The 25,514-nt window shown below is 62.5% G+C and carries 23 protein-coding genes; 10 read left to right on the plus strand and 13 right to left on the minus strand.

The window, feature by feature from the left end:
• The first annotated feature begins 4 nt into the window (after window positions 1-4).
• Window positions 5-1,081 carry a substrate-binding domain-containing protein gene (locus tag FJ949_RS05910; protein ID WP_140494078.1) on the plus strand — a complete coding sequence of 359 codons (1,077 nt, stop codon included), beginning with the start codon at window positions 5-7 and terminating at the stop codon, window positions 1,079-1,081.
• 18 nt (window positions 1,082-1,099) lie between these two features.
• On the opposite strand, the gene FJ949_RS05915 is transcribed toward FJ949_RS05910, so the two are convergent.
• Window positions 1,100-2,278, minus strand: coding sequence for an OpgC family protein (locus FJ949_RS05915; RefSeq protein WP_140494080.1), 1,179 nt, complete (start codon window positions 2,276-2,278; stop codon window positions 1,100-1,102).
• A 201-nt stretch (window positions 2,279-2,479) separates the two neighbouring features.
• Between FJ949_RS05915 and FJ949_RS05920 the strand changes: the two genes are divergently transcribed.
• Complete coding sequence (locus FJ949_RS05920) at window positions 2,480-3,139, plus strand: alpha/beta hydrolase (RefSeq protein ID WP_140494082.1); 660 nt, start codon at window positions 2,480-2,482, stop codon at window positions 3,137-3,139.
• 24 nt (window positions 3,140-3,163) lie between these two features.
• On the opposite strand, the gene FJ949_RS05925 is transcribed toward FJ949_RS05920, so the two are convergent.
• On the minus strand, window positions 3,164-3,784 hold the full coding sequence (locus FJ949_RS05925) for a TetR/AcrR family transcriptional regulator C-terminal domain-containing protein (protein ID WP_140494084.1): 621 nt from the start codon (window positions 3,782-3,784) through the stop codon (window positions 3,164-3,166).
• 80 nt (window positions 3,785-3,864) lie between these two features.
• On the opposite strand from FJ949_RS05925, the gene FJ949_RS05930 reads away from it, so the two are divergent.
• Window positions 3,865-5,055 carry a TCR/Tet family MFS transporter gene (locus tag FJ949_RS05930; protein ID WP_140494086.1) on the plus strand — a complete coding sequence of 397 codons (1,191 nt, stop codon included), beginning with the start codon at window positions 3,865-3,867 and terminating at the stop codon, window positions 5,053-5,055.
• A gap of 24 nt (window positions 5,056-5,079) precedes the next feature.
• Here the strand turns inward: FJ949_RS05930 and sthA are convergent, their stop codons facing one another.
• On the minus strand, window positions 5,080-6,468 hold the full coding sequence (sthA, locus tag FJ949_RS05935) for a Si-specific NAD(P)(+) transhydrogenase (protein WP_140494088.1): 1,389 nt from the start codon (window positions 6,466-6,468) through the stop codon (window positions 5,080-5,082).
• Window positions 6,469-6,669: 201 nt separating this feature from the next.
• Between sthA and FJ949_RS05940 the strand changes: the two genes are divergently transcribed.
• The 3 genes from FJ949_RS05940 to FJ949_RS05950 all read left to right on the plus strand — a co-directional run bounded on the left by FJ949_RS05940 (window position 6,670) and on the right by FJ949_RS05950 (window position 9,066).
• Window positions 6,670-7,140: an RDD family protein gene (locus FJ949_RS05940; RefSeq protein ID WP_140494090.1), complete on the plus strand. Its 471-nt coding sequence runs from the start codon at window positions 6,670-6,672 to the stop codon at window positions 7,138-7,140.
• A gap of 138 nt (window positions 7,141-7,278) precedes the next feature.
• Complete coding sequence (locus FJ949_RS05945; protein WP_140494092.1) at window positions 7,279-8,043, plus strand: arginyltransferase; 765 nt, start codon at window positions 7,279-7,281, stop codon at window positions 8,041-8,043.
• A 126-nt stretch (window positions 8,044-8,169) separates the two neighbouring features.
• Complete coding sequence (locus tag FJ949_RS05950; RefSeq protein WP_140494094.1) at window positions 8,170-9,066, plus strand: DMT family transporter; 897 nt, start codon at window positions 8,170-8,172, stop codon at window positions 9,064-9,066.
• Here FJ949_RS05950 and FJ949_RS05955 read toward each other — a convergent pair.
• From FJ949_RS05955 to FJ949_RS30240, 3 genes are all read right to left on the minus strand, one after another.
• Entirely contained in the window at window positions 9,054-10,253 is a 1,200-nt protein-coding gene (locus tag FJ949_RS05955; protein ID WP_140494096.1) for an AI-2E family transporter, read from the minus strand. The genes FJ949_RS05950 and FJ949_RS05955 overlap by 13 nt on opposite strands.
• A gap of 244 nt (window positions 10,254-10,497) precedes the next feature.
• The gene (gene parC, locus FJ949_RS05960; RefSeq protein WP_140494098.1) at window positions 10,498-12,750 is read right to left on the minus strand and encodes a DNA topoisomerase IV subunit A; all 2,253 of its coding nucleotides are present in this window, start codon (window positions 12,748-12,750) and stop codon (window positions 10,498-10,500) included.
• Between the two features lie 115 nt (window positions 12,751-12,865).
• Entirely contained in the window at window positions 12,866-13,117 is a 252-nt protein-coding gene (locus tag FJ949_RS30240; protein ID WP_181172070.1) for a hypothetical protein, read from the minus strand.
• Between FJ949_RS30240 and FJ949_RS05965 the strand changes: the two genes are divergently transcribed.
• Entirely contained in the window at window positions 13,062-14,252 is a 1,191-nt protein-coding gene (locus FJ949_RS05965) for a hypothetical protein (RefSeq protein ID WP_140494100.1), read from the plus strand. The two genes, FJ949_RS30240 and FJ949_RS05965, sit on opposite strands and share 56 nt — an antisense overlap.
• Before the next feature lie 123 nt (window positions 14,253-14,375).
• Here FJ949_RS05965 and aspS read toward each other — a convergent pair whose 3' ends face one another.
• Window positions 14,376-16,166 (minus strand): aspartate--tRNA ligase, encoded by a 1,791-nt coding sequence (gene aspS / locus FJ949_RS05970; protein ID WP_181167403.1) that lies wholly within the window; start codon window positions 16,164-16,166, stop codon window positions 14,376-14,378.
• Between the two features lie 210 nt (window positions 16,167-16,376).
• A complete protein-coding gene (locus tag FJ949_RS05975; protein WP_140494104.1) occupies window positions 16,377-17,822 on the minus strand; it encodes an AAA family ATPase in 1,446 nt (481 codons plus the stop codon).
• Window positions 17,823-18,018: 196 nt separating this feature from the next.
• Here FJ949_RS05975 and FJ949_RS05980 point away from each other — a divergent pair, with 196 nt between their 5' ends.
• The gene (locus FJ949_RS05980) at window positions 18,019-19,263 is read left to right on the plus strand and encodes an MFS transporter (protein ID WP_140494106.1); all 1,245 of its coding nucleotides are present in this window, start codon (window positions 18,019-18,021) and stop codon (window positions 19,261-19,263) included.
• 75 nt (window positions 19,264-19,338) lie between these two features.
• Window positions 19,339-20,490 carry a ribonuclease D gene (rnd, locus tag FJ949_RS05985; protein ID WP_140494108.1) on the plus strand — a complete coding sequence of 384 codons (1,152 nt, stop codon included), beginning with the start codon at window positions 19,339-19,341 and terminating at the stop codon, window positions 20,488-20,490.
• Between the two features lie 30 nt (window positions 20,491-20,520).
• Here the strand turns inward: rnd and FJ949_RS05990 are convergent, their stop codons facing one another.
• From FJ949_RS05990 to FJ949_RS06010, 5 genes are all read right to left on the minus strand, one after another.
• Window positions 20,521-20,940: an MAPEG family protein gene (locus tag FJ949_RS05990; protein WP_140494110.1), complete on the minus strand. Its 420-nt coding sequence runs from the start codon at window positions 20,938-20,940 to the stop codon at window positions 20,521-20,523.
• Window positions 20,941-20,970: 30 nt separating this feature from the next.
• Window positions 20,971-21,600 carry a hypothetical protein gene (locus FJ949_RS05995; RefSeq protein ID WP_140494112.1) on the minus strand — a complete coding sequence of 210 codons (630 nt, stop codon included), beginning with the start codon at window positions 21,598-21,600 and terminating at the stop codon, window positions 20,971-20,973.
• Window positions 21,551-23,053, minus strand: coding sequence for an IMP dehydrogenase (gene guaB, locus FJ949_RS06000; protein ID WP_140494114.1), 1,503 nt, complete (start codon window positions 23,051-23,053; stop codon window positions 21,551-21,553). The genes FJ949_RS05995 and guaB overlap by 50 nt, the downstream gene beginning before the upstream one ends.
• Window positions 23,054-23,190: 137 nt before the next feature.
• Window positions 23,191-23,640 carry a PIN domain-containing protein gene (locus tag FJ949_RS06005; RefSeq protein WP_140494116.1) on the minus strand — a complete coding sequence of 150 codons (450 nt, stop codon included), beginning with the start codon at window positions 23,638-23,640 and terminating at the stop codon, window positions 23,191-23,193.
• Window positions 23,637-23,882 (minus strand): type II toxin-antitoxin system prevent-host-death family antitoxin, encoded by a 246-nt coding sequence (locus tag FJ949_RS06010; RefSeq protein WP_140494118.1) that lies wholly within the window; start codon window positions 23,880-23,882, stop codon window positions 23,637-23,639. The genes FJ949_RS06005 and FJ949_RS06010 overlap by 4 nt, the downstream gene beginning before the upstream one ends.
• A 209-nt stretch (window positions 23,883-24,091) precedes the next feature.
• Between FJ949_RS06010 and FJ949_RS06015 the strand changes: the two genes are divergently transcribed.
• Window positions 24,092-25,513 carry an MFS transporter gene (locus FJ949_RS06015; RefSeq protein ID WP_140494120.1) on the plus strand — a complete coding sequence of 474 codons (1,422 nt, stop codon included), beginning with the start codon at window positions 24,092-24,094 and terminating at the stop codon, window positions 25,511-25,513.
• Window position 25,514 lies beyond the last annotated feature (1 nt).

Raw genomic sequence — 25,514 nt, forward strand, 5'->3', positions numbered from 1 at the left:
GCAAATGGCGTCACTCACCGCAGGCAATCGACGACCCGTCCGGCTGGCCGACATCGCCAAGGCAGCCGGTGTTTCGCACGGTACCGCCTCCAACGTTTTCAGCCGCCCCGAGATCGTGCGCGAAGAAGTCCGCGAACGGGTCCGTGCGGCGGCCGAGGCGATGGGCTATGCCGGCCCCGATCCCAAGGGCCGCCTGCTGCGGGCCGGCAAGGTCAACGCCATCGGCGTGGCCACCGCGGAGCCCCTCTCCTATTTCTTCGAGGATCCCTTCGCGCGCGTGATGATGGCCGGTATCTCGCAGGCCTGCGATGCGACCGGGGCCGGTATCTCGTTAGTCTCGGCCGCCAACAACGAACAGCTTGCCTGGAATATCCAGAGCGCCCTGGTCGACGGCTTCATCGTCTTCTGCATCGAAGGCGGCTCGCGCCTTGTCGAATTGGCCCGCGAGCGCAAACTGCCGTTCGTGGCGCTGGATCTGGATTCGGAAGACGGGTCCGTCGCGGCGATCGGCGTCGACAACATCGCCGGCGCCGGTCTGGCGGCGCGCCATCTCGCGGATCTCGGGCATCGTCGCTTCGCCGTGCTGGCGTTGCCTTTCGCCGATGGCAGGACAGGCCTCATTTCGCCCGAGGAGCTTCGCGCCGCAGCCTATGCCGGGACACGCGATCGCCTCACCGGTTATTTCCGGGAGCTTTCGCGGGTTGGCATCGATACGTCCAAAGTGCCCGTCTACGAAACCGCCAACGATGCCGCCACCACAAAGGCGGGGCTGGAAACGATCTTTGCTTCCCGCGAGCCACCAACGGCCATCCTGGCGATGTCGGACAGAATGGCCTTGGCAACACTTGAATGGCTGAGCGCGCGCGGGCTGAACGTTCCCGATGATGTTTCAGTCATCGGTTTCGACGGTGTTCCCGAAGCAGCGCTATCCGAGCCGCCACTGACCACCGTCGCACAGCCGATCGCCGAGATGGGCCGGCTTGCGGTCAAGGCGATCCTGGAAAACGACGGCAAGGTCAGTCGGCAATTGCTGCCGGTCGAACTGATCGTGCGCGCCTCCTCGGCTCCACCGCGCCGCTGAAACCGGGCTCGCTGACCCTCAGTGGTTGGCTCTTGCTACGGCCGAGATACCGAAAGACGGCTGGACGGGCTTGGCGTCCTTTTGCTTCGTCCTGGCTTTCCCCGAACCGCCGATGGTCGACAACCATTCGAGATAGAAAGCGAGCGCGAACTGCATGGCGATGCCGGCGGCGAGCAACAGGCTGTCATAAGCGAGGCCGCCGGGATTGATCAGTTTCATCACCTGGGCAACCATGGCGATCAGCGTGCCGGCGATGAACACCGGAAGCGAACGCTTGCCGAGTATCGCCAGCGGATGGTCGGGGCCGGTGCGGAACAGGTTCGAGACCGCAGGCAGTGCCACCACCAGATAGCTGACCGCCAGGATGTGCAGCAGCCGCGGGAGCGACAGGAATGTCTTGTCGAAGCCGGTCAGCACCACCGGCAGGTCGAACCAGGTCACCTGGCCCCAAAGCGGACTATGCACCCATGCCAACGCGGCCAGCACATAGGCCGCGGCGGCACCGATCAGCCAGCGGTTGGCTGGAATGACGCCGCCGCGCCTGACATGCAGCATGGCGGCAAGGCCGATGTTGAACAGGAACTGCCAGGACAGCGGATTGAGGAACCAGAGGCCGGGCTCGGGATAGTTCGGCGGGGCGATCTGCCAGATGCCGGCAACAAGCCATAGCAAGCCGGACACTGTCAGCGCTGCAAGCGGCCTGTAGCTGATGAACAGCAAGAAGGCCGGCGCCAGCAAAAGCAGGACCGCGTAGACCGGCAGGATGTTGTTGTAGCCGAGCTGGTGGCCGAGCGTGACGATACCGACCAGCACCTCGGGCGTGTCCTTCATCAGCGGTTCGATGTTGATCAGCTTCAGCAGTTCCGGCCGCCGGCCGAACACCGCCGCGGCACAGAACAATGCCATTACCGCCATCGTGGTGACGATATGGGCGATATAGAGCACGCCTGCCCGCCGCCACATTTTCAGCGTCGCGAGCAGCCGGCCTCCCGGGCGGAACTTCGTGCCATAGGCAAGCGCGACCGAAATGCCCGATATCAGCACGAAAGCCTCGGCCGCATCCGAAAAGCCGAAATTCTTGTAGGTCAGGGTCTCGAAAGCCGTGCCCGGCACATGGTCGACGAAGATCGTCAGCAGCGCGAGCGCACGCAGCACATCGATGCGCGTATCGCGCTCGGTTGGAACTGGGGTGGTCATCGACAAAAGGCCTCAAAGCTGGTTGTTCATGCCCAGCAATGCGACCCCCGGCGCACCGCTTCGATTCCTCCGCGATGGAGTATATCGGCGCAGAAACGGACTGAAATGCGCCCGGTTCAATCAACTTTCGCGGAGCATGAAAATATTGCGTTTTGAAGCCGGCAAATTGAGTGAAACGAAATGTAATCAAAAGGATACGGCATGAGCGATACAAGCGTCGAAAACAGCCTGCCGCGGCTGGATCTGGCCTTCCCCTATCGCTTCTTCGGATCCGGCGGGGCCAGCGACGAATGCCTGTTCCTGCTGCATGGATCAGGTGTCGACGAGACGACCCTGGTGCCGCTGGCGAGGCAGATCGCACCGCATGCCTGCCTGGTCGCCGTGCGTGGCCGCATCGTTCAGGATGACGGCTTCCGCTGGTTCGAGCGAATCACGCCGACCAGCTTCGAGCAGGCTAGCATCCGGCGCGAGACGGCCGCTTTCGCGCGCTTCGTGGCCGAGGCCATGGAGCGGCACCGGATCGATCCGAAGCGCATGGCCTTTCTCGGCTATTCCAATGGTGCCAATCTGGTTTCCAGCCTGATGCTGCTCCATCCCGGCCTTGTCGGACGGGCAGCACTGCTGCGGCCGATGCCGGTGCTGGACGAGACGCCGGCAACCGATCTGACCGGCATCAAGGCGCTGATTGTCGCCGGCGCCGCCGACCTGACCTACGGACCCTTCGCGCCGGCCCTGGTAACGCTGCTCAGCCAGCGCGGCGCCGAGGTCGACGCGCGTATCGTCGCTTCGGGCCATGAAATCGGCGACCCCGATGCCGCGATCGTGCGGCAATGGCTTGCCCCGCCCGCTCCTGCCGCCTGACGGGCAAGACGCGGATCGCCGCGCTCAGCCTCCTTCAGCGATGCCGGCCTGCGCCCCGGCAATCAGCAAGTCGAGGCCGCTTTCGAACAGCGCCTCGTGACCGCCCGCACGATAATCGGCCAGGGCCTGACTGAGCAGCGGGTAACCGCTTGCCTTGGCATCGAGCGCCGCACCTCGACCCGGGCCGGCCGGATATTCTGCCTGTTCCTCGAGGACGCAGCCCACCGTGTAGCGCCCGACGATCATCAGCAACCGCATGGCCATGACGGAAGGCATGCCGGCCTCGCGCAGAAAAGTGAGCAACCGTTCGACATGTTCGAGATCGCCCGGATCGGCCTCGGTACCGGCATGGACGCGCGCACCGTCGCGATAGGCCATCAAGGCGCCGCGGAAGCTGCGGGCGTTGTTGCGTACGAATTCCTGCCAGCTCTCGCCCGGCAGCGGTACCTGATGTCCATGGCCGCGCCGCAGGATCTCCTCGTTCATTGCGTCGAGCAGGGCGCGCTTGTTCCTGAAATGCCAGTAGAGTGCCGGCTGCTGGACCTTGAGCCGCTGCGCCAGCAGCCGGGTCGAGAGCGCATCGATGCCGACGTCGTTCAACAGTTCGAGCGCCTGCGCCACGATCAGCGCCTTGTCCAGCTTCATATGCACCTCGCTTGCCCAGCCAATTTATCGGTGATAAACGCTACCTTATCACCGATAAACTTTAGGAAAGAAGCATCTCGATGAAAAGGGCCTATCTCGTCGTGCTGACGGCAATGGCGCTGGACGCGGCCGGCATCGGGCTGATCATGCCGGTGCTGCCGGGGCTGTTGCGCGAGGTTGGCCATGTCGAGGACATTGGCTGGATTTTCGGCGCGTTCCTCGCCGCCTATGCCGCAATGCAGGTGCTGTTTTCGCCCCTGCTCGGCGCGTTGTCCGACCGCTACGGCCGCCGGCCGGTGCTGCTTCTGTCGCTTGCCGGGTCGATGCTGGATTATCTGTTCATGACCTTCGCGCCGTCGCTGCCGCTGCTGTTCGTCGGCCGACTGATCGCCGGCCTAACGGGCGCCAGCATGGCGGTGGCCTCCGCCTATATGGTCGACATCAGCAGCGAAGAGCGGCGCGCCCGCGCCTTCGGCCATCTGAGCGCCGCTTTTGGCGTCGGGTTCATCGCCGGTCCGGCGCTCGGCGGCCTGCTCGGCGATGTCTGGCTGCGCGCGCCGTTCCTGGCGGCGACAGGGTTCACCGGCATCAATCTGGTGCTGGCCTTCCTTCTGCTGCCGGAGCCGGAGCGGGTCGGCGGCACAGGCGAGCCGCTGTCGTTCAACCCGCTGGCGCCGCTGCGTTGGGCCCTGACTTTTCCGGCCCTCCTGCCGCTGCTCGGCGCCTTTGCCGTGCTCGGCCTTGTCGGCGAAGTCGGCGGCACCGTCTGGGTTCTCTACGTGCAGGACAAATTCCGCTGGAGCCTTTTTACTGTGGGCATCTCGCTGGCATTGTTCGGCCTCTTCCATGCCGGAGCCCAGGGTTTCGTCGCCGGACCGATCGCCGAGCGCTGGGGCGAAAGGCGAGCGCTCATGGTCGCCATCCTTGCCGACAGCACGGCCTATGTGTCGATCGCGCTGGCCTGGCAAGGCTGGATGGCGTTCGCGCTGTTGCCGCTTTTCTGTCTCGGGGGCATCGGAGCCCCGGCGCTGCAATCGTTGCTGACGTCACGTGTCGCGGCAGATCACCAGGGGCGATTGCAAGGTGTGCTCACCAGCATGACGAGCCTGGTCTCGGTGCTCGGACCACTCGTCATCGCCATGCTCTATTTTCGCACTCGAATGGTCTTCCCAGGCATGGTGTGGGTCGCGGGCGCGACGCTCTATGTCCTCTGCCTGCCCCTGCTGCTCGCAACCGGATCGCCCACGGCCAAACGGGAGGCGGCGGAGTGAGGATAATAGTGGCCGGCGACAGGGTTATCCCTGCCCCATCCTGTTCCAGGCGTCCAGCCCGGCGATCTTATAGGCCTCGGCCAGCGTGGGATAGTTGAATGTATTGTTGACAAAGAAGTCGACCGTGCCACCCAGATTGATCACCGCCTGGCCGATGTGAATCAGTTCGGTGGCGCCCTCGCCGACGATATGCGCGCCGAGCAAGCGGCGTGTCTCGATCGAGAACAGAAGCTTCAGGAAGCCGGTGTTGACGCCCATGATGTGGCCCCGCGAGGTCTCGCGGAAACGGGCCACGCCAACCTCGTAGGCGGCGCCGCTCTCGCGCACCTGTTCCTCGGATTGGCCGACGGTGGAGATCTCGGGCACCGCGTAAATGCCATAAGGAAAGGTTTCCGGCGGCGGCGGCAATGTCACGCCGAAAGCATGGCACGCGGCTACCCGGCCCTGCTCCATCGAGGTGGAGGCCAGGCTCGGAAAGCCGATCACGTCGCCGGCGGCGTAAATGTTGGGCACGCTGGTCTGGAAGGTGTGCGGATCGACCTTGATGCGTCCCCTGGAGTCAGCCTCGATGCCGACCGCATCGAGGCCGAGGCTACCGACATTGCCGGTGCGGCCCGCGGCGTAGAGCACGATCTCGGAACGTATGGTGCGCCCGTCGGCCAGCGTGACCTCTGCATGGTCGGGCCTGGAGGCAATCTCCTTCACGGCGCTTCCCAGCCGGATGGTCATGCCGCGGTCGCGCATCTGGTGGATGAAGTCGTCGACGATCTCGCGGTCGACGAAATCGAGGATCGTGTTGCGCGGCTCGACCAGCGTCACCGGCACGTCGAGTGCCGAAAAGATCGTCGCGTATTCGACGCCGATGACCCCGGCGCCGATGACCGTCAGCGTGCGCGGCAAGCGGTCGAGCTCGAGCATTTCGTCACTGTCGAACACGCGGCTCTTGTCGAACGGCACGTCGCCCGGCCGGTGCGGCCTGGTGCCGACGGCGATCAGCGCATTGGCGAAGCCGACCTCGCTGTAGTCGCCATTGTCCGATGTCAGGCTGACCCTGTTGGGCCCGAGAAATTTCACCGCGGCGCGGGAGCTCTTGACCGTGTTGCGCATGAACTGGTGCTGCAGCACCTCGACCTCGTGGTCGAGCGTCTTGTGCAGGCGCTCGACCAAGTCTCCGACCGAGATGTCCTGCTTAACCCGATAGCCGCGCCCATAGAAGCCGCGCTCACGCCAGCCCGAGAGATTGAGCACGGTTTCGCGCAGCGTCTTCGACGGAATGGTGCCCGTGTGCACGGAAACGCCGCCCAGGCGCCGCCCCCTGTCGACGACCAGTACCGATTTGCCGAGTTTGGCCGATTGTACAGCGGCACGACGGCCGGAAGGGCCGCTGCCAATGACCAGCATGTCGTAATCCATCCTGCCCGTCCCTGCCCCTTGGCGCTTTTGGTGCGCCGCAACAAGCTAACGCCATGTCAGGCGCGAATTCAACCGGCCCGCCGGCCGCTTCCCCCGCCTTGCGCACCGGGAAAGGCTCGATCTTGATTCCGCCATCAGCCTTTACCATTTTCCCAGCAGGTGGGGCGCAGGCTAAGCAGGCCCCTGTTACGAGGAAATGACATGAACGCTCGCGTTCTCGACGGTGAAATCATCAATACCAGGCTCGACGACGTGAGGGCCTATGAAGGGGTACGCACGCGGCGTGTCCTGGCGGTCATGATCGACTATGTCATTGTCGCGCTGCTCACCATCCCTGTCGCCATCCTGGTGTTCTTCCTCGGACTTTTGACCCTCGGCCTTGGCTGGATGCTGTTTGGCGTCCTGGTCCCGGCCGTCGCGATTCTCTACATCTGGAACACGCTTGGCAGCGCCGACCAGGCGACCACGGGCATGAAGATGATGGGCATCCGGCTCGATCGGCTCGACGGCAGGCCGATCGACGGGCTCACGGCAGTGGTCCATTCGGTGCTGTTCTGGGCCGGCAACGTCATCCTGTCGCCGCTGGTGCTGCTGGTGACGCTGTTTTCCGATCGCAAGCGCACGCTGCACGACCTGCTGCTCGGCACGGTGGTCAGCCGCACCGGCCGCTGAGGCGCATTTTCGCAAGCATCGCCGCGGCGTCGGCACAAATGTGAAGGCGTCCGCATGGCCACGCCTTCACAATCCTGTTGAATTTTTCGCTTTCCGCGCCAAAGGTAGAGCGATTCGAAGGAGTGTTTCCGAGACTCGATGACGCAGCACCCGACCCAGTCGCCGCAGTTCTTCCTGACCGCGCCGTCGCCGTGCCCCTATCTCGACGGCCAGTTCGAGCGCAAGGTGTTCACGCATCTGGTCGGCGACAAGGCGTCAGAGATGAATGATCTCCTGACCCAAGGCGGGTTCCGCCGCTCCCAGAACATCGCGTACAGGCCGGCCTGCGAAACCTGCCGCGCCTGCGTCTCCGTGCGCATCCTGGCGCAGGAATTCGTCGCCAGCCGCAACATGAAGCGCGTGCTGCAGCACAATTCCGATCTCGTCGGCGCCATGCACAATGCCGAGCCCTCGACCGAACAATATTCGCTGTTCCGCAGCTATCTCGATGCCCGCCACCGCCGCGGCGGCATGTCGGACATGACGGTTCTGGACTACGCCATGATGGTCGAGGACACCCATGTCGACACCAAGGTCATCGAATATCGCCGGCGCGGGCCCGATACTTTCATCACCGGCAAGGGACAGGGCGAGCTGATCGCGGTGGCGCTCACCGACAAGATGGCCGACGGCCTGTCGATGGTGTATTCCTACTTCAATCCCGACTTCGAGGAGCGGTCTCTCGGCACGTTCATGATCCTCGATCACATCGCTCGCGCCAGGGCGATGGGGCTGCCCCATGTCTACCTGGGATACTGGGTCAACGGCTCGCGCAAGATGAATTATAAGATGCGCTTCATGCCGCAGGAGCATCTCGGCCCGAAGGGCTGGGAGCGCTACACCAACGAAGCGGTCTCACGCTGAGTTTTTCCAAGATCCACGTTTAGCTGTTTCAACGCAGGGGATGCTGGTCTTTCAGCCGCTTGGCGGGAGAGTGCGTCATTGCGCCGATCGGCTGTCCCATCTGTATTTCATTACGAAAGTTTGCAAATGACGTCCCACAGCGACCACCAGAAGGGCCTTCTGATAACCGCCATTGGCGGCCTGACGCTGACCCTCGACATTCCGCTGATCCGCCTCGCCGATGGCGGCGCATGGACGATCCTGCTCTTGCGCGGGGCCGCCACCTTCATCGCCGCAATGATCATCTGGGCTGTCTGGCGGGCGCTCAGCCGAAACGCGCCTCAGCTCATTCCAGGCTGGTCGGGACTGGCGGCCGCGATATGCTACGGGCTGACCTCGATCACGTTCGTCACCGCCGTCTTCTACACCTCGACCGCCGACCTGGTGTTCATCCTGGCCTTCAACACGGTGTTCGCCGCGCTCTTGTCCTGGTTGTTTCTCCAGGAAAAGCCGCGGGCGGTGACGCTCGCGGCGATGCTGGTCATGATCCTCGGCGTGCTGGTAATCGTCGGCGGATCTGTCGGCACCGGACACCTGTTCGGCAATTTCATGGCGTTGTGTTCGGCCTTCTTCATTTCCGTGGCCATCACCATTTCGCGGGCCAGCGGCAAGGACATGGGTTTCACGGCGCTCGTCGGGGTGGTTCCGTCGCTCGTGCTGGCGGCCTTCATGGTGTCAGGTGAAGGCGTCCATGTGAGCGCGCCCTGGTGGATCATCTTTAACGGCGCCGTGATCATGCCGATTTCGTTCTTCTGCCTGGCGGCCGGCCCCAAATACATCTCCGGACCGGAAGTGGCGATGTTCTACCTTCTGGAGACCGTGCTGGCACCGGTGTGGGTATGGCTGATCTTCTCCGAAACGCCGTCACGCAACAGCCTGATCGGCGGCGCGATCCTGATCGTCACATTGGTGGTCCATTCAATGTGGCAGTTGCATGACGGACGCAGGCGCCGCGCCGCCCTTGCGGTGCGTCATCCGGCCTGAATCTTTTTCGCCTCGCCGTCGATCTCGATCAGCGACGGTGAGCCTTCCTGTTCCGGGGAGGCGGGCATCTCGTCCATCATCTCCACCTCGCGCAGCCATTCGCGCCAGATCGCCACCAACAGCGCCATCAGCACCGGGCCGATGAACAGGCCGAGAAAGCCCATCGTCTTGACGCCGCCGATCAGGCCGAAGAAGGTCGGCAGGAAGGGCAGTTTTATCGGTCCGCCGACGAGCTTCGGTCGCAAGGTCTTGTCGACGATGAACAGTTCGACCGTTCCCCAGATGAACAGAGCCAGGCCGGCCACCGGTGAGCCGCTGGCGGCGAGATAGATCGAAACCAGCGTGAAGGACAGCGGCGCCCCGCCGGGAATCAGCGCCATGACCCCGGTCAGGGCGCCAAGCGTCACCGGCGACGGCACGCCGGCCAACCAGTAGGCGATGCCCAGCACAAGCCCCTCGCCGATGGCGATGACGGTCATGCCGGTCACGGTCGAGGAAATGGTCGCCGGCACGACCCGCGAGATGCGCTCCCACCTCGTCGGCAGGATGCGCTCGCCCAGGCGGTCGACCTGGCCCGCGAAATGCTCGCCGTCGCGATAGGCGAAGAACAGCGCGATCATCATGAACAGAAGCGTCAAAAGCAGGCCGAAGGCGCTGCCGCCAGCGGCAAGGACGCCGCGATAGATGCTGCCGACATTGGCGCCGCTGACCAGTTGGATCAGTTCGCCGATGCCGCCGGGATGGCCGAGATTGGTCGTCCATTGCTGGTTCAGCCATTCTCCTACGATAGGCAGCGTGGCGATCCAGTGCGGTGTCGGGGCGCCGTGCCGGTTGGTCTCGATCGCCCAGCCGACCCATTCGCGCACCTCGTTGATAGCGTAGGTGCCCGCGAGCGCGATCGGTATGACCAGGAAGGCAAGGATGAACAATATGGCGAAGGTGGCGGCGATGGTGCGGTTGCCGCCGACACCGGCCAAAAGCCGCCGGTAAAGCGGCCAGCTTGCGAAGGCGATGACCAGCGCGGCCAGCACCGGGAACAGGAAGCCGTGGAAGAAATAGACGCCGGCGGCAACGATCAGCACCAGCAGCCAGCGCGCCGCCGAGAGCGGTGGGATGACGGCGGCTCTGAGCGGCGTCGACAAACCGAACAGGCGCTGCCCCGGTTTCTGGATTTTCGCTTCCTTCAAACGCTCGTCTCTCCCCGGCCATCCCGCGGCTTATGCTCTGATATAGTGCAGCAATCGTGACGATAGTTCAAAAGGTGATGGTGAAGCTGCGGATCTCCCCCCTCGAGGGGGAGATGGCCGGCAGGCCAGAGGGGGTAGCCTCGCGTAAGGCGCTAGCATTCTTTGTTCAAAGCAATGAGGTTGCGTCCAGTCGAACCGACCCCCTCTGTCGCCTTCGGCGGCATCTCCCCCTCGAGGGGGGAGATTACCCAAATTTCCCGGTCCTCGGGAAACCCTTCGGCACCATGCGGCCAGCCGACGCGCGGGCGCCGATCCATTCGGCCAATTCCTCGCGCGACCTTGTAAAGGTGCGGTCGGCCGAATCCTGCCAGGAAAGACCGGTCTCCAGCGTAAATGGCTTGAGATCAAGAAGCCCGCCATCCTTGTATTTCTGCAGCCGCACACCCTTGCCGCGGCTCATTTCCGGAATGTCGGACAGCGGAAACACCAGCATCTTTCGGTTCTCGCCGACGATAGCCAGATGATCGCCGCCGACCGGCACGCAGCGCTTGGCTTCGTCGGGCGCCTTGACGTTCATCACCTGCTTGCCCTTGCGGGTGTTGGCGACGACCTCTTCCTCCGGCACGATGAAACCGTTGGCGTCATGCGAGACCAGCAGCAGCTTGCGCTTCGGATCGTGGACGAAGGCGGTGACGATGTCCTGGTCATTGTCCATGTCGACGATGATGCGGATCGGCTCGCCATGGCCGCGCCCGCCCGGCAGCCGATCGGCGCCGATGGTGTAAAATTTGCCGCCGGTGGTGAACACCAGGATCTTGTCGGTCGTCTGCGCATGGAAGGCGAGTTTCAGGCTGTCGCCTTCCTTGAACGCAAGCTGCGAATGATCGGTCAGATGACCCTTCATCGCACGCAGCCAGCCCTTTTCCGAGACCACCACGGTGACCGGCTCGCGCTCGATCATGGCATGTGCGATGTCGGCCAGGTCATGCTCGGGCGCATCGGCGAACTGGGTGCGGCGCTTACCGAGCTCGGTCTCGGGGCCGAATTTGTCCCGCAGGCTCGCAACCTCCCACTTGATCGTCCCCCATTGCTTGGCTTCGGACGCAAGCAGCGCCTCGATCTGCTTCTTTTCGGCAGTGAGGACGTCGAATTCCTTGCGGATCTCGAATTCTTCCAGCTTGCGCAGGGCGCGCAGGCGCATGTTGAGAATGGCTTCGGCCTGGGTGTCGGTGAGCGACCAGCGGGCCATCATGACCTGCTTTGGCTCATCCTCCTCACGGATGATCTTGATCACCTCGTCGATATTGAGATAGGCGATCAGGTAGCCGGCAAGGATCTCCAGCCGTCTTTCGATCTCGCCGAGGCGGTGTTTCGAGCGGCGGATCAGCACGTCGCGACGATGCTCGAGCCATTCCTGCAGCACGCCTTTCAGTGACAGGACGTTAGGCACCTTGCCGCGCGACAGCACGTTCATGTTGAGCGGGAAACGGCTTTCAAGCTCGGTGAGCTTGAACAGCGACTCCATCAGGATGCCGGGATCGACGGAACGGCTCTTGGGCACCAGCACGACGCGGATGTCCTCGGCGCTCTCGTCCCTGATGTCCTCGAGCAGCGGCAATTTGCGCGCCATCAGGAGCTCGGCGATCTTCTCGATCAGGCGCGCCTTCTGCACGCCATAGGGGATTTCGGTGACGACGATGCTCCAGGTGCCCCTGCCCTGGTCTTCCTGGCTCCATTTTGCCCGCACGCGAAAGCCGCCACGGCCGGTTTCATAGGATTCGAGGATGGAGGCTCGGCTATCGACGATGATGCCGCCGGTCGGGAAATCCGGGCCCTGGACGAAATCCATCAGCTTGGCCACCGGCGCGTCCCGATGCTCGATCAGGTGAAGGGCGGCGTCGCAAAGTTCGGCCGCGTTGTGCGGCGGGATCGATGTCGCCATGCCGACAGCGATGCCGGACGAGCCATTGGCCAGCAGATTGGGGAAGGCGCCCGGGAGCACCACCGGCTCCTCGTCCTCCTCATTGTAGGTCGGCCGGTAGTCGACGGCATCCTCGGTGATGCCCGCGAGCAGCTCGGTCGCCACATCGGTCATGCGCGCTTCGGTGTAGCGCATGGCGGCGGCGTTATCGCCGTCAATGTTGCCGAAATTGCCCTGGCCGTCGACCAAGGGGTAGCGCATCGAGAAATCCTGCGCCAGCCGCACCAGCGCATCGTAGATCGACTGGTCGCCATGCGGGTGGAACTTGCCCATCACCTCGCCGACGATACGAGCGCATTTGGCGAAGCCTTGGTCGGGGTTGAGGCGCAGCAGGCGCATGGCGTGCATGATGCGGCGATGGACGGGCTTCAGCCCGTCGCGGACATCGGGCAGCGCCCGGTGCATGATGGTCGACAGCGCATAGGCAAGATAGCGCTCTTCGAGCGCCTTCTTCAGATCGACCGGTTCGATGTGATCGCCGCCACCATTGTCAGGCGGCAAAAGCCTTTTTCCCATGGGCTGGAACTAGCCGAGCGGGTGATTCGCGGCAAGAGGGCAAGCCTTGAAGTGGGTGCATGCCCTGCCCTGCAACACGAAGCCGCAGGCAAGCCCGCCAGCCAACATCAATCCGTTACATGCCGTCTCTATTGGGAAGCGCGACGACGCTCGGCGGCCCGGTCTCCAGCATGTTCGGATCGAGTTTGCCTTTCGCCGCGATTTTTGACCATTGTGGCGGGATGCGCCTTTTTCCCGTCCAGTTCGTCACTGAAGGGTGATGGCGCCAAAAATTGAAAATAATTTTCAGGACACTCGCAGGGGCATTCGCGATGACAATCAAACGCTCGACTCTCAGGAAATTCGCCTTTTTGACCTTCTTGCTCACACTGCCGCTGAACGCGGCGCTCGCCCAGGACACCGCGGTCGCCGACCGGCTGAAGGCGGCACTTGCCGCGCAGGGCGTCAACATCTCCTGGACCGGCGTGACCGGCGACAACGCCAGCATGGTGTTGCAGGGCGTATCCATCAAACCGGGCGCGGAAAAAGAGGCCCTTGCGATCGGCGACGTCAAACTCGAAGGCGTGACCGAAGCCAATGGCGGCTATGATATCGCAACCGTGTCGACCTCGGCATTCGAACATAGCACGGACGGCGTCACCCTCAATTTAAGCCCCCTCGTCATCCACGACATGATGGTTCCGGCCAGCGGCGCCAGCGGCCCGCTGGGCTCGCTGATGATGTACAAGTCCGCCGAACTCTCGAACATGAGGGTCAAGATCGCCGACAAGACCGCTTTCTCGATGGACGGGCTTGCCATCGAAATCACGCCGCCGGCCGACGGCCAAGCGATGAAATTCACCGGCACCACCGAGAAGTTCAATGCCGACCTGACGCTGGTCGAGGATCCCAAATCGAAGGAAGTCATCAACGCACTCGGCTACCAGAACATTGCGGGCAATTTCGAGATGGCCGGCACCTGGCAGCCCACGGACGGCAAGATGGAGCTGTCGAAATACAACATTTCGGTCGAGAATGCCGGCACGCTCGGCATGACCTTCGATCTCGGCGGCTACACGCTCGACTTCATCAAGTCGCTGCAGGAAATGCAGAAGAAGATGGCCGCGCAGCCCGAAGGGGCCGACAACTCGGCGCAAGGCATGGCCATGCTCGGCCTGTTGCAGCAGCTTTCCTTCAACAGCGCCTCGATCCGTTTCGACGACGATTCGCTGACGGGCAAGGTGCTGGACTATGTCGGCAAGCAGCAAGGCATGTCGGGCAAGGATATCGCCAACCAGGCCAAGGCGATCGTGCCGTTCGGCATGGCGCAGCTCAACAATCCGGAGCTGACGGCGCAGGTAACGGCGGCGGTCGGCAAATATCTCGACGATCCGAAGAGCCTCGAGATCTCGGCTAAGCCGCCGGCGTCGGTGCCGTTCGCACTGATCATGGCGGGCGCCATGTCCAATCCGACCGACCTGCCGAAGACGCTCGGCGTCACCGTCAAGGCCAACGAAGACTGATCGAAGCGACCTCGACTTGCTTCAAGATACGAAAAGCCCGGCAGCGATGCCGGGCTTTTGTCTGCGATTCTCAATCGAACGAGTCACTTCGGAGGCTTCTTTAAAGCGCCGTCCGAAGCGCCATCATGCCTCTTTCTTGATCGGTGCGACACGCAGCGACAAGTCGCGAAGCTGCTGCGGCGTGGCTTCCGACGGCGCATTCATCAACAGGTCGTAAGCCTGCTGGTTCATCGGGAACATGGTGATCTCGCGCAGGTTCTTGGCGCCCACCAGCAACATCACGACGCGGTCGATGCCGAATGCCGCTCCGCCGTGCGGCGGGGCGCCGTACTGAAACGCACGGTAAAGGCCGCCAAAGCGCTCCTCGACGGTCTGGCGATCCAGTCCGACCATCTCGAAGGCCCTGACCATGGTTTCGGGCAAATGGTTGCGGATGCCGCCCGAGGCAATCTCGAAGCCGTTGCACACGGCGTCGTACTGGAATGCCTTGATGCCGAGCGGCTCCTGGTTGTTGAGGGCGTCGATGCCGCCCTGCGGCATCGAAAACGGATTGTGGGCGAAATCGATCTTCTTCTCGTCCTCGTTCCACTCGAAGAACGGAAAGTCGACGATCCAGCACAGCTCGAAACGGTCGCGGTCGACCAGGTTCAGTTCCTCGCCGGCGCGGGTGCGCGCAGCACCCGCGAAGGAGACGAATTTCTTGGGATCGCCGGCGACGAAGAAGGCGGCATCGCCATCGGCAAGGCCCAGCTGAAGGCGGATCGCCTCGGTGCGCTCCTCGCCGATGTTCTTGGCAAGCGGACCCGCGCCTTCGAGTTTCTCGCCTTCCTTGCGCCAGAAGATGTAGCCCAATCCGGGCTGCCCCTCGCCTTGCGCCCAGCTGTTCATGCGGTCGCAGAAGGCACGGCTGCCCCCGGTCTTGGCCGGAATGGCCCAGACCTCGGCCTTGGGATCGTTGGCCAGGATGTTGGCGAAGACCTTGAAGCCGGAATCACGAAAATGGTCGGAGACCGCCTGCATCTCGATCGGGTTGCGCAGATCCGGCTTGTCGGTACCGTATTTGCGCATCGCAACATCATAGGGAATGCGCGGCCAGTCCTTCGTGACGGGCTTGCCGTTGGCAAAGGCCTCGAAGACCGATGTCATCACCGGCGCCATGGTGGAAAGCACGTCATCCTGCTCGACAAAGCTCATTTCGAGGTCGAGCTGGTAGAATTCGCCGGGCAGGCGGTCGGCGCGCGGATCCTCGTCGCGGAAGCAGGGCGCGATCTGGAAATAACGATCGAAACCCGAGACCATGATCAGCTGCTTGTATTGCTGCGGCGCCTGCGGCAGCGCATAGAAAGTGCCGGGGTGAATGCGCGACGGCACCAGGAAGTCGCGCGCGCCTTCGGGCGACGATGCTGTGAGGATCGGCGTCGAGAATTCGGTGAAGCCGACCTCGCCCATGCGCTTGCGCATCTCGGCGATGATCTTCGTGCGCGCCACGATGTTCCTGTGCAGCGTCTCGCGGCGCAGGTCGAGGAAGCGGTATTTCAGCCTGATGTCCTCGGGATAGTCCGGCTCGCCGAAGACCGGCAGCGGCAATTCCTTGGCCGCCGAAAGCACTTCGATCTCGCGCGCGAAAATCTCGATCTCGCCGGTCGGCAGGTTGGCATTGGTGGTTTCAGGCAGGCGCGCCTTGACCTCGCCGTCGACGCGGATCACCCATTCGCCGCGCACTGTTTCTGCGATCTTGAAGGCCGGCGAATCGGGATCGGCGACGATTTGGGTCAGGCCATAGTGGTCGCGCAGGTCGATGAACAGCAGGCCGCCATGGTCGCGCACGCGATGCACCCAGCCCGACAGGCGAACGGAAGCGCCGACGTCGCTCTTTCTCAACTGGGCACAGGTATGGCTGCGGTAACGGTGCATTGTCATGGGCAAAAGTCCGGGATGTTGGGTTGCCGGCCGAAGCATCGCGGCCCGGCCTGAAAAATTTGCGCGAAAAGCGCATGGGAGGCCGGGCTTGTCAAGGCTAGCAAGGCTCGATCGCATACCTATCCGAACGTCGGCACACGGCATCGGCAAGTCATATAGCTGCCTACAGGCAAGACGAAAATGCACACCCAACAAGTATGGTCACTATTGTTGTATTGCCTCATTAACTGCTGATGCCATTTCCTGTCTAACGTCGGCACTTAAACACGATTTGGACCACTCAGTGCAGAGAATTTCCCAAACACTTGTGGCGCTCTTCGCGACTTGGTTGCCTACCAGAGTAGGCCACTTGTGATGGTCTGGTTCAAGCAATGCGTCCTCTAGCGTTGTGAATAGTGAGCCAGCCCCAATTCCAAACCGATCCGGCAGGTTCGCCCAGTTCGCAGCCTTCAAATCATTAAAAACGATCCTCTCGGGTGCGAGATCGCCGGGCAACTTCTGACAATCGGGATACGGGTGATCGCCGTCAGTAATTGCAAGTGATTTGTAAGGGAGCTTCCCCGCCTTTCCCAAGCTCCCCAGCATTCCCACAACGTTGGCCGGTCCTACAGGATTTATCTCGATTCGATGCAATAGCTCCGACGTCTCTAACGAAGAAGCAAGTATCTCACGAAGCCAGATCTCAGCGTTGCGATCTTCAACAAAGATGTGAACATCCGGGTGAACTTCGTCATCCAACCGACTCATCGCAAATTCTGGTGATGCCCCATAGACAACACTGAGACCCTGCGGCCCTGGCAACAACAAGACACGGGCCTCTTGAGGAAGTTCTTCAAGAACATAAGGGCTATGAGTTGATAGAATTATCTGAACGCGCCTTTGACGCGCGAGCCAGAGAAGAAAGCGCGTTAGCCGTCTTTGAGCGCGCGGATGTAGTGAGGCCTCGACTTCGTCAATTACGAGAAGGGCATTATTGGGAACGTTTTGGAGAATCCTGAACAGATCTAGGGTCGCGTCTTCGCCGGCGCCTTGGTGGGACTGAGAAACTTCTCCCCACTCCCGCTGTAGCAAGCCGACCTGCCTACGTGCATCAACGTCCGAAGTAGCAAACCTTGCCTTCTGGTATGTTCTTCCCAGAACATGGGAAAGACGCTGCCGAAATTCATCGTCAATCTCATCGCTCTCAATTTCGGCTGCAGCTGATCTAGCAATTTTCGCATAGCCTGCGGAAGCGTCCAAAGGCAGCGTTCGGGAAACATCAAGTAAGTAGACATTCCTCTTTGGAGGGTTTTCCGGATCCCTCCAGCGCTTCGTCGGCTTTGAGACGCGGAACGAATCAATGTTATGACCGCGCTTGACCCTGTAGGTGAGGCTAACGCCCTTAATCGCATCCCAATGAGTATCGACAAAAAAGGCGGACGGGTAGAATTTCTTATCCTTGTTTTCTTGGTCGTAAACGCACGTTGCCGCCTTGAGCAAAGTACTCTTGCCGCTCCCATTTTCACCCACAACAGCAACGACGGGAAAGTTGAACTCTACAGACTGACCGGTCCAACCACGAAGGCCGTTGATGGACACCATCTGAAGAAACTGTGGCCATTGGCCTGCTTGGAACTGGCTTCGAATGGTATTGACTTCAGCGTAATCCAAAGGTGCCCCCAAAATATTTGCGATTGAGGGTGCCATTCGTCGTAAATGCACGCAAGGCCGCCCCCCTAAATTCAAGCGCGAAGACTATTCCCTTTTGGCTTTGAGAGCCTTGGCAATTGCCGCTAGCATTGGCAAGGGCGATGGTTCAAGAAGGATCACAGACACGTGATCGCTTCTTAATGTGCTCCACCCGCTAATGTCATCCATCCGTCCGCTGATCCCGCTCCTCATCGCCGCAGGCATCCTGCTCGGCGGCAATGGGCTGCAAAGCACGCTGATCGCGCTGCGCGGCGCGCAGGAAGGTTTTTCGGCTTCCGACATCGGCCTGATGGGCACGTTCTATTTCGCCGGCTTCCTGCTCGGCTGCCTGGCCGTCACCCGCATCCTGAAGGCGGTCGGCCATGTCAGGACCTTCTCGGCGCTGGCCGCGGCCGCCTCGGCCGGCACATTGCTCCTGGTTCTGGTCATCGACCCGGTGATGTGGTGCGCGGTGCGTTTTGCCGGCGGTTTCTGCTTCGCCGGCCTGTTCACGGTGATGGAGGCCTGGCTCAACTCCGGGGTCAGCAACAAGGACCGCGCCCGCGTGCTTGCCATCTACCGCATGGTCGACATCGGCTCGGTCACCGGCGCGCAGTTCCTCATCCCGATCTTCGGAGCGGGCGGGTTCGCCATATTCGCCATCATGTCGATGATGATCACGCTGTCGCTGGTGCCGGTATCGCTGGGCGATCGCTCCAACCCGACGCCGCCGGAAGACGTCAAGCTCGACCTGGCGCGGGTCTGGCGCATCTCGCCGCTCGGCTGTTTCGGCTGCATCGCCGTCGGCGTCACCAACAGCGCGTTCCGCACGCTGTCGCCGGTCTATGCCGAGCAGATCGGCATGTCTGTCGCCGATGTCGTCACCTTCGTCAGCGTCGGTATCTTCGGCGGCGCACTCATCCAATACCCGCTAGGCTATCTCTCCGATCGCTGGGACCGGCGCTCGGTGCTGCTGGCGACGACATGCTGCGCCATGCTGGCAGCGCTGGCGCTTGCGTTCGTGGCGGGAGCCGACCCGTTTCTCAACTTCCTCATCATCTTCATCTTCGGCTGTTTCGCCATGCCGCTCTACTCGCTGTCGGCGGCGCACTCCAACGACCGCGCCGGCGCGGGCGAGTTCGTTCTGATCAACGCCGCCTTGATGCTGTTTTATTCCTTCGGCGCCATTGGCGGCCCTTTCGCCGCATCGACGGCGATGCAGTATTTTGGCCCAAGCGCGCTGTTCGTGTTCAGCGCGCTGGTCTATGCAATCTTCATCGCCGTCATCCTCTATCGGATGCGGGCACGATCGGGCGTGCCGGCTGGCAAGCGCAGCCGCTTCACCGCGCTGTTGCGCACCTCGACGGTTTTCGCCCGGCTGGCCAGAAGAAACGGCGATCCGGACGGGCCGGACGGGCCGTGATGCGAGCGCCAGCGCTTGACGAAAGCCTTCCCGGCTGAAATCTAGGAAGACCCTACTCCTGCCAAAAGCGATTTGATGCACGTCATCACCACCCAAAAAGAACTCGAGACCGTTCTCGCCGCTTTCGAAAAATCGGATTTCGTCACCGTCGACACCGAATTCATCCGGGAAACGACCTTCTGGCCGATCCTGTGCCTGATCCAGATGGCGGCGCCCGGAATAACGGCGCTGATCGATCCGCTGTCGCCAGACATCGACCTGAAGCCGTTTTTCAGGCTGATGGCCAATGAATCTGTCGTCAAAGTCTTCCATGCCGCGCGGCAGGACATCGAAATCATCGTCCATCTGGGCGATCTCGTTCCCCATCCGGTGTTCGATACCCAGGTTGCGGCGATGGTCTGCGGGTTCGGCGACAGCGTTTCCTACGATCAGCTCGTGCAGCGCGTCACCGGCGCGCGACTCGACAAGTCCTCGCGCTTCACCGACTGGCGCCATCGGCCGCTGTCCGAAAAGCAGCTCGATTATGCGCTTGCCGACGTCACCCATCTTATCGAGGTCTACCAGCATCTCAGCGCCGAACTGGAGCGGGAGAACCGCGCCCACTGGCTGAACGAGGAGATGGACGTCCTGACCTCGCGCGAAACCTACGATCCGCACCCCGAGGATGCCTGGAAGCGGCTGAAGATGCGGCTGCGCAAGCCGCAGGAGCTGGCGATCGTGCAGGCCGTGGCGGCATGGCGCGAGCGCGAGGCGCGCGAACGCGACGTACCCCGCGGCCGCGTGCTCAAGGACGACGCCATCTACGAGGTGGCGCAGCAGGCGCCGCGCGACGCGGCCGCGCTGGCCAAGCTGCGCACGATACCGAAGGGCTGGGAGCGCTCCTCGACCGCGGCGGCGCTGCTTGGCGCGGTCAACACCGCACTAGCTCTGCCCAAGGAGCAATTGCCGAAGCTGCCAAAGAGTTTTCAGCCGCCCGAGGGATCGAGCGCCGCCGCGGAGCTGTTGAAGGTGCTGCTCAGGATCGTGGCCGAAAAGCAAGGCGTCGCATCGAAGGTCCTGGCTTCCAGCGACGACATCGACCGCATCGCTGCCGAAGGCGAAGCCGCCGACGTGCCGGCGCTGCAGGGCTGGCGCCGCGCCGTTTTCGGCGAGGCGGCGCTGAAGCTGGTGCGCGGCGAGATCGGCATCAAGTTCGACAAGCGCAAAATAGCGGTGTTCGATTTGTAGGCGGAGCGCCCCAACGAAGGGGAGTACTGCTCAAACCACCCGGAGCAGGTGCAGCGCGAGCCAGATCCAGCCCAGCAAAAGAATCACTGCCCCCAGGGAGAAAGACCGGCTGCGCAGGAGCAGATTGTTGCTGGTCAGGTGAACCCAGGCATGAAAATAGCGGGTCGCGACAAAGATCCACATCAGGGCCAAGGTCAGATAGTTGACGCCGTTGGTCAGGTGCAACATCAGGCACAGCACATAGAAAAGCACCGGCAGTTCGAACTGGTTGCTGAGGTTGCTGGCAACTGTCACGCAGGAGGCCGGCTCGGTCGAGCGCGCCTTGTACTGGCTGACTTTGGCTTCGCCCGACTGGATGGCGACATACCTGCGCCGGGCCATGGCGCCATAGACGATGTAGACCAGCAACACGTGCGCCAGAACAGGCCAGAAAATCGATGTCTGGTTCATGAACCCTCCCCCGCCCGGTGCCGGGTCAGATCAATTCTGTTTCTGACCCGCCAGCCAGAAGACGGCGATGACGATCACCGGAATTGCGAGCAGCGCGAATTTGGTGACGATCAGCGCCGAGGCGAGACCCAGGGAATCGGGATTGGCCGACAGGAAATCCGACAGAAGGCGGGCCACGGCGATGTTCTGGGCGTAGTTGGCGATCGTGTAGGGCAGCACCAGGATCAGTGCGAAGATCGATTGCATCTGGCCCGGAAGCACGCGGAAATTCCTCAACCGCCTTCCCGTTGCCAGGATCAGGCTGACCAGCGTCACCGACAACAGCGCGGGGAACAGAAGATCGAAGGTCAGATAGTGCCAGACCAGGATGATCTCGCCGCCGCGCCGGCCGAGCGCCGTCAGCCAGGCCATGCCTTCATCCGGCGTGAAGCCAAAAACGCGCATGTCGAGCGACGGCAAACCGCCACTCAACTGGCGGAAATAGAAGAATTCCATGAGCGTCATGGCGATGAAAACCGCCACCGATGCGGTGCAAAGGGCGGCAGCGTGGCGCGATAGCCGCAAGATGGTCGCGGCCAGATTGCGCCAGAACGTGTACTGGTCGGGCCGATCAGGCTCCGCCGGGATAGTTGGGGCTTTCGCGGGTGATCGTGACGTCATGGGCGTGGCTTTCACGAAGTCCGGCGTTGGATATGCGCACAAAGGTGGCGCGTTCGCGGAAATCGGCAAGGTCGCGGCCACCAACATAACCCATAGCGGCTTTCAGGCCGCCTGCAAGCTGGTGCAGCACGCCAGACACAGGTCCTTTGTAGGGGACCTGCCCCTCGATGCCTTCCGGCACCAGTTTCAGCGTGTCGCGAACCTCCGCCTGGAAGTATCGGTCGGCCGAGCCGCGCGCCATGGCGCCGACCGAACCCATGCCGCGATAGGCCTTGAAGGAGCGGCCCTGGTGCAGATAGACCTCGCCCGGGCTTTCGTCGGTGCCGGCAAGCAGCGAGCCGATCATGGCGGCACTGGCGCCGGCGGCAAGCGCCTTGGCCAGATCGCCGGAATATTTGATGCCGCCATCGGCGATCACCGAGGCGCCCGATTTGTGCGCAGTTTCCACCGCCGACATGATGGCCGACAGCTGCGGCACGCCGACGCCGGCGACGATGCGGGTGGTGCAGATGGAGCCGGGGCCGATGCCGACCTTGACGGCATCGGCGCCGGCATCGATCAGCGCCTGGGTGCCCTCGGCGGTGGCGACGTTGCCGGCCAGGATGCGCACCGAATTGGAGAGTTTTTTCGCCCGCGTGACGGCATCGAGGACACGCTGCGAATGGCCATGCGCGGTGTCGATGACCAGAAGGTCGACGCCCGCCTCGATCAGGCGCTCGGCGCGCTCGAAACCGTCGTCGCCGACGCTGGTGGCGGCCGCGGCGCGCAGACGCCCCTGCGCGTCCTTGGTGGCGTGCGGGTTGAGCTGCGATTTCTCGATGTCCTTGACGGTGATCAGCCCCACGCAATTGCCCTGCTTGTCGACGACGACGAGCTTTTCGATGCGGTGCTGATGCAGAAGCCGCTTGGCCTCGTCCTGGTCGACATTCTCCTTGACCGTGATCAGGTTCTCACGGGTCATCAATTCGTAGACCTTCTGCGCCGGATCGGAGGCGAAGCGCACGTCGCGATTGGTCAGGATGCCGACCAGCCGGCCGCTCTTGTGGCCGCCGGAGCCGCCATTCTCGACCACCGGAATACCCGAGATCGAGTAGGTGCGCATCAGCGACAACGCGTCGGCCAGCGTCGCGTCGGGACCGATGGTGACCGGGTTGACCACCATGCCGGATTCGAATTTCTTCACCTGCCGCACCTGCTCGGCCTGCTCGGCCGGCGAGAAATTGCGGTGGATGACGCCGATGCCGCCGGCCTGCGCCATGGCGATGGCAAGCCTTGCCTCCGTGACGGTATCCATGGCCGCCGACAGGATCGGCACGTTGAGGTCGATGTCGCCGGCAATCCGGGTGCGGATGTCGGTCTGGCCGGGCATGACTTCGGAATGGCCGGGCTGCAAAAGCACGTCGTCAAAGGTCAGCGCCAGCGCGCCGGTGGACGTTTCGATGATTTTTGCCATGGCCAGCCCTTTGAATGCGGGAAAAGCGCTGGACCGGGATGGACAGCGCGACTCTCTTCTTCCCTTTCAGGATTGGCGGTGGCTGGTACCACGTCCCGGCACGGAAGAAAAGCCGATCGTTGCGGACGCTTCAGCTTCTATTGCGAACCAAGGAAAGCATCCAGCAAAGCGTGACGCGGCGATGCAAAGGGGTTGACGACGGTTACACCGCCCCAGGTGAAGCCGTCCTGCAGGTCTTCCGACAGAAGCAGCCGGCAACCCGTTTGGGATGCAGCCGAAAGAATGACGGCATCCCAGATGCCGAAGCGATGGTCCGCCGCAAGATCGACAGCCATCGTCATCACCTCCGGCGTCGTCCCGGCAACCGGGAACGCGTCGCGCCAGCTAAGCAGCGCATCCCGAGCCTCCTTGGGCGACCTTCCAGCCTCGCGGACAAGGACCTTGAACAGTTCACCCAGCACCTGGACCGGAACAATGGCAGCGTCTTGTGGAACCTTGCGCAGCAGTTCGAGAACGTGGTCGCGTTTGGCTACGTTGTTAACGCCCTCTGCGTAGGCAAGAATGTTGGTGTCGAGCGCGACCCTCACAGGTCATCCTCGTAGAGCTCATCGCGGGTCCAGCGTCCTGCATCGGCAACCGGCTGCCGTTCGAGTCGCGACAGCAATGCCGCGCGCGAGCGGGAGGCCACACCCTCGTGCCTCTCCGCAGGCACGATCCGTGCCACCGGCCGACCATGGCTTGTCACGAGGTAGCTCTGGCCCTCGCGTACCTCACGCAGGATGCGAGAAAATCTGCGATTGGCATCGGCTGCCGAAACGGCCTCTTCCATGATCATAACGTCCTGTAGTTATTTTCACTACAATAGGGATAGTGTCCGCTTTTTGCAAGCAATCGCGTATCGCAGCCGCCACCGGAGGTTGCGGTCGCATAAAAGTGACAGCAATTTAACACGACATTGGTGTCCAGCCGTGATAACCGCCCTGCCTGCCGGCAAACTCCCGGTCGGCAACATCTGGAATCAAGCCCGGACGCGTTCCTTTGAACCGAACCATTCCGCTCATATTGGCGGTCGCTCTTTTCATGGAAAACATGGATTCGACCGTCATCGCCACATCGCTGCCGGCGATCGCCCTCGACATCCACACCAGCCCGATCGCGCTCAAGCTGGCGTTGACCTCCTATCTTGTGTCGCTGGCGATCTTCATTCCCATCAGCGGCTGGATGGCGGATCGCTTCGGCGCCAAGAACGTTTTCCGCGCCGCGATCGCGGTGTTCATCGTCGGTTCGGTCGCCTGCGCCGTTTCGGGCTCGCTGCCGGCCTTCGTGGTGTCGCGCTTCCTGCAAGGCATAGGCGGCGCCATGATGACGCCGGTCGGGCGCCTGGTGCTGGTGCGCGCCACGCCCAAGAGCGAACTTGTCGCGGCGATGTCCTGGCTGACCGTGCCGGCATTGGTGGGCCCGCTGGTCGGACCGCCGATCGGCGGCTTCATCACCACCTACTTCACCTGGCACTGGATCTTCCTGATCAATGTGCCGATCGGCCTGATCGGCATCTGGCTGGCCACCCGCTTCCTGCCGGAAACCGAATCGATGGAGACGCCGCCGCTCGATTTCGTCGGCTTCGTGCTGAGCGGGCTGGCGGCGTCCGGCGTCGTGTTCGGCCTGTCAGTGATCAGCTTGCCCTATCTGCCGCCGGCGACCGGCTTCATCACCGTGGGCGTCGGGCTGGTGTCGGGCGCTCTCTACCTCATGCATGCGCGCCGTGCCAGGAACCCCCTGCTGGCGCTCGACTTGTTCCGCAACCAGGTATTCCGCTCCTCCGTGCTTGGCGGCGGACTTTTCCGCATCGGCATCGGCGCCGTGCCGTTCCTGCTGCCGCTGATGTTCCAGATCGGTTTCGGGCTGACGCCGTTCCAGTCCGGCATGATTACCTTCGTCTCCGCGATCGGCGCCATCGGCATGAAATTCGTCACAGCGCTGATCTTCCGCGTCGTCGGCTTTCGTCGCGTGCTGATCGTCGGCTCGCTGGTGGCCGCCGCGTCGATCGCCGTCAACGGCCTGTTCACGCCCGATACGCCCTATCTCTTGATGCTGGCCATGCTGCTGGTGGGCGGCTTCATCCGCTCGATGTTCTTTACCGGCATCAACGCCCTCGCCTACGCCGAGGTTTCAGCCGAGGACACAAGCAAGGCAACACCGATCGCCGCCGTGTTCCAGCAACTGTCGATCGCGCTGGGCGTGGCGGTTGCCGGCGGCATCCTGGAAGTATCGACGGGTATCCACGGCGGCCCGTTGACATTGCCGGACTTCCATACCGCCTTCTTCATCGTCGCGGCAATTTCCGCCGCCGCATCGCTGTCGTTCATGCGGCTGGCGCCCGATGCCGGCAACGCCGTATCGGGCCACGGCCGCCTGACCATGCCCAAGCCGCTGGAACCGGTGAGGTCGCCGGGGGAGTGAG

It is taken from the genome of Mesorhizobium sp. B2-4-1 (assembly GCF_006442185.1).
Classification (GTDB): domain Bacteria; phylum Pseudomonadota; class Alphaproteobacteria; order Rhizobiales; family Rhizobiaceae; genus Mesorhizobium.